This window comes from Streptomyces sp. NPDC006265, from assembly GCF_040613555.1.
Classification (GTDB): Bacteria; Actinomycetota; Actinomycetes; order Streptomycetales; family Streptomycetaceae; genus Streptomyces.
On the sequence record NZ_JBEXSH010000959.1, the window covers coordinates 1 to 3266 of the forward strand.

Annotated in this window: 3 protein-coding genes and 1 pseudogene; 1 reads left to right on the plus strand and 3 read right to left on the minus strand. The window is 70.1% G+C overall.

Annotation, left to right across the window (positions count from 1 at the left end; translation table 11 throughout):
- Window positions 1-134 (plus strand): ATP-binding protein (locus ABZ281_RS43435; protein ID WP_356663679.1); only part of this gene is annotated, 134 nt, incomplete at its 5' end.
- A gap of 290 nt (window positions 135-424) precedes the next feature.
- Here ABZ281_RS43435 and argF read toward each other — a convergent pair.
- From argF to ABZ281_RS43450, 3 genes and pseudogenes are all read right to left on the minus strand, one after another.
- Window positions 425-1432 (minus strand): ornithine carbamoyltransferase, encoded by a 1008-nt coding sequence (argF, locus tag ABZ281_RS43440; RefSeq protein WP_356663675.1) that lies wholly within the window; start codon window positions 1430-1432, stop codon window positions 425-427.
- A gap of 63 nt (window positions 1433-1495) precedes the next feature.
- A complete protein-coding gene (locus ABZ281_RS43445; RefSeq protein WP_356663677.1) occupies window positions 1496-2719 on the minus strand; it encodes an arginine deiminase in 1224 nt (407 codons plus the stop codon).
- Between the two features lie 99 nt (window positions 2720-2818).
- A pseudogene (locus tag ABZ281_RS43450) lies at window positions 2819-3266 on the minus strand (hypothetical protein); the annotation flags it as partial.

The window sequence follows — 3266 nt, forward strand, 5'->3', positions numbered from 1 at the left end:
GGCAGGAGCACGGGCGCGGGCTGCTGCTGATCCGCGCCCTGAGCTCCTCCTGCGGGCACCGCCCGACCGAGTCGGGCAAGGCCGTCTGGTTCAGACTGCCTGCGGTACCCGCTCAGCGGCGTCCGTCGGCGTGAGCGCGGCGAGACGGGAGTTCCGGCGCCCGTAGAGCAGGTACAGCGCGATCCCGACCAGCAGGAATCCCGCGAACTGGATCCAGGTCGTCGCGCCGGAAGAGACCCATCGTGCGCTTGAGGCCGTGGCCCTCACGGTCGGCGCCCGATTCCGCCACGAGGAGGGCGGGGGCTTGATACGGGGAGCGGGCACACGGGTGGTCGTTTCCGATGGTGCGGGGGTGCGACGGGTTCGTCGCGCGACGGCCGCGGAGAAGGGGTGGCTCCGGGCCGCCGGTCAGCATAAGGCCTGTTCAGGCGAGGGTTGCCACCATGACCGCCTTGATGGTGTGCATCCGGTTCTCCGCCTCGTCGAAGACGACCGAGTGCGCCGACTCGAAGACCTCGTCGGAGACCTCCAGGTAGTCCAGGCCGTAGGCCGCGTGGATCTCCTGGCCGACCTTGGTGCCGAGGTCGTGGAAGGCGGGCAGGCAGTGCAGGAACTTCACGTCCGGGTTGCCCGTGGCGCGCAGGACGTCCATGGTCACCGCGTAGGGGGCGAGGGCGGTGATGCGCTCGGCCCAGACCTCCTTCGGTTCGCCCATCGAGACCCAGACGTCCGTGGCGACGAAGTCGGCGCCGCGGACGCCCTCGCCCACGGTCTCGGTGAGCGTGATGCGCGCGCCACTGGTCACGGCCAGCGCGCGGGCCCGGTCGACGATCTCCTCGGCGGGCCAGTACGCCTTCGGCGCGACGATCCGTACGTCCATGCCGAGCAGGGCGCCGGTGACCAGGTAGGAGTTGCCCATGTTGAAGCGGGCGTCGCCCAGGTAGGCGAAGGCGACCTCGGTCAGCGGCTTGGCGCAGTGCTCGGTCATGGTCAGCACGTCGGCGAGCATCTGGGTGGGGTGCCATTCGTCGGTGAGCCCGTTGTAGACGGGGATCCCGGCGTGCGCCGCCAGCTCCTCCACCTTCTGCTGGCTGTCGCCCCGGTACTCGATCGCGTCGTACATCCGGCCCAGCACCCGCGCGGTGTCCTTGACCGACTCCTTGTGCCCTACCTGGGAGCCGGAGGGGTCGAGGTACGTGGTCGAGGCACCCTGATTGACGGCCGCGACCTCGAACGCGCAGCGGGTGCGGGTGGAGGTCTTTTCGAAGATCAGCGCGATGTTCCGGCCCTGGAGGTACCGGGGCTCGATCCCGCCCCTCTTGGCGGCCTTCAGGTCGGCGGCCAGCTCGACCAGACCGCGGAACTCCTCCGCGGTGAAGTCCAGCTCCTTGAGGAGATGGCGGCCGGCGAGGGCGGTCGGGACAGTCGCCATGAGGGCACTCCAGGAATACGGGGGACACGGACGTGCTGGAATACTATACGAAACTCAGCATGCCTATACGGGGTCGCGTTCGACCGGGCAGCTCATGCACCGCGGCCCGCCCCTGCCCCGGCCCAGTTCGCTGCCCGGGATCTCTATCACCTCGATCCCCTGTTTGCGCAGGTGGGTGTTGGTGGTGGCGTTCCGTTCGTAGGCGACGACGACCCCCGGTTCGACGGCGAGAACGTTGCAGCCGTCGTCCCACTGCTCGCGTTCGGCCGCGTGCACGTCCTGGGTGGCGGTCAGCACGCGGATCTGGTGGAGGCCGAGGGCGGCGGCGATCGCGCGGTGCATGTGCTCCGGCGGATGGTCGGTGACCTTCAGCTCCTTCTCGCCGACGCCCGGTTCGATGGTGTACGAGCGGAGCATGCCGAGGCCCGCGTACTGGGTGAAGGTGTCACCGTCGACCATCGTCATCACGGTGTCCAGGTGCATGAAGGCGCGTCGCTTGGGCATGTCGAGGGCCACGATCGTCTCGGCGGAGCCGGCGGCGAACAGCTTGTGAGCGAGCATCTCCACAGCCTGCGGGGTGGTGCGCTCGCTCATGCCGATGAGGACCGCCCCGTTGCCGATGACCAGCACGTCCCCGCCCTCGATGGTGGACGGGTAGTCGCTCTGCCCCTTCGACCACTCGTGGAACGTCTCGTCGCGGAACAGCGGATGGTGCCGGTAGATCGCCTCGAAGTGCACGGTCTCGCGCTGCCGGGCGGGCCAGCGCATGGCGTTGATGGACACGCCGTCGTAGATCCAGGCGGAGGTGTCACGGGTGAAGAGGTGATTGGGCAGCGGGCCCAGCAGGAAGTCGTCCAGTTCCATGACGTGGAAGCGCACGGAGGTCGGCTCCGGGTGCACGTCGAGGAACTCGCGTTTCGTCATGCCGCCGATCAGGACCTCGGCCAGCTCCGGCGCGGGCATGTTCTCGAAGGCGGCTCTGAGCGGGTCGGTGGCGAGCGGGCCGTACTCCTTCTCGTCGAAGACCCGCTCCAGGACGAGGGATCTGGCCGCCGGGACCTCGAGCGTCTCGGCCAACAGGTCACCGAAGAGGTGGACGTCGACGCCGCGGTCGCGCAGCACGTCGGCGAAGCCGTCGTGCTCGGCGCGGGCCCTGCGCACCCACAGCACGTCGTCGAAGAGCAGCGAGGCATTGTTGCTGGGGGTGAGCCTTTTGAGCTCGAGATCGGGCCGGTGCAGGATGACGCGGCGCAGCCGCCCGGCCTCGGAGTGGACGTGGTATGCCATGCCTCCATCCTGACCATCGGAGGGCGTATTGACGCGCTCCTCGGCCGTTTCCATGACGGCCATTTCTCGTCGCTCCGACGACAAGCGGGGCAGGGCGGCTCACACCCGGGGCGAGGGCTCCAGCAGTTCCTCCGGCCGGGCCAGCATCCGGCGGGCCGCCCGGCCCGGTTCGAGGATCGTCCGGGCGACCATCCATCCCGAGAGGGCATGGGGATCCGCCGGGGCGTCGGCCAGGACATGGGCGTACCGGGTGAGCGCGGCGGTCGCGTCCCCGACGGCGAGGTGCTCGTCGGCGGTGCGCGGGACGGCGGGCCGGGTGGCGAAGGCCTGGGTGCGCACATCCTGCCAGGAGGTGCGGTCGGGGCGGAAGCGGAGGTCCGACGGCGCGGCCGCCCGGGCGGGCACGACGTTGCGCAGCCGCCACTCGGTGCGGTGCAGGGCGGCGGCGGTACGGGCGCGGGCCAGTGCGGCCGGCGGGACGTCCTCCCGCAGACGAAGACCATCCGGCCCGGGTAGCGCCGGGTGACCCGGGTGAAGGAGTTGGTCC